Raw genomic sequence first — 805 nt, 5'->3', positions numbered from 1 at the left:
CTGCGGCACGCCCCTACGGCGTTGGGGTCGGGATGTTGTTTGTACGGTCAGTTGGACGGGGATTTCGGAGAACCCCGTTGTTCACGGCCGCCCGACAGCGACGGCGTAGGGGCTCCCCGCAGGGGAGCCCTTCCCGGCCTGCGGGTTTCACGTTCAAAGGCAGATGCGTGAGCATCTGGCATCCGAAACGATGAACGACATTCTGTCCCCAAAATTTCCCACCTCTTTTGGTATACTGGAACCAGGAAAAGAAAAGGAGGTAGGGATCATGAGCTTTGTTCTTGCGGAGGATATGGATTTTGGTACGGTGGAGACGGCGGTTTATGGGTACGTGAATTTCTGCCAGGGACCGGATTTTTATGAGTTCCGGATGAGTCCGGAGGCGGCACGGCCTTTTATGGAAAAAATCGACAAGGCCCTGGCGGGGCTCGATGGGGTGCTGAAAAAGCTGGACCCTCAGGCGCAGCCGTTGGATCAGGTCATTTACCAGGAGGGGGACGAGGACAACCAGGGGACTATTGTGTTCACCGCCTGTCTCCTGGGGCCGGTGGCCATTGACGGGGAATGGAAGAGTGAAGGGGATGCTCTGAAGTTCATCGATGAAATGGATCCGGAAGGGAAGCGGCATGTGGCCTGCGACCTGGTGGCCGACCAGTGTGATTTCGGCAATATCGTTACCCTGCAGCTGAAGAGGTTGGATGGGAGGGAGTAGGCCCAGGGGCAGTCTCTGGTAGCCACTAGCCGCTGGGGGGAACCTGCCAAACCCCAGGCCGGGAAGGGCGGGCCTTCGGCTCGCCCCTACGCC

1 protein-coding gene is annotated in these 805 nt (G+C 59.0%); it reads left to right on the top strand.

Features of this window, described 5'->3' with window-relative positions; all coding sequences use genetic code 11:
* Positions 1 to 268 precede the first annotated feature (268 nt).
* Entirely contained in the window at positions 269 to 712 is a 444-nt protein-coding gene (locus QVO43_RS08025) for a hypothetical protein (RefSeq protein ID WP_022488013.1), read from the top strand.
* The last annotated feature ends 93 nt before the right edge of the window (positions 713 to 805 follow it).

Source organism: Acidaminococcus sp. CAG:542 (genome assembly GCF_000437815.1).
In the GTDB taxonomy this organism is placed as follows: Bacteria; Bacillota; Negativicutes; order Acidaminococcales; family Acidaminococcaceae; genus Acidaminococcus.
The sequence above is the reverse complement of the archived record's forward strand: the minus strand, read 5'-3'. Positions and strand labels throughout refer to the sequence as shown.

What these genes read in the sequence shown, in the direction of transcription:
- QVO43_RS08025 (WP_022488013.1), top strand. Translation starts at nt 269, where the DNA reads ATGAGCTTTGTTCTTGCGGAGGATATGGATTTTGGTACGGTGGAGACG.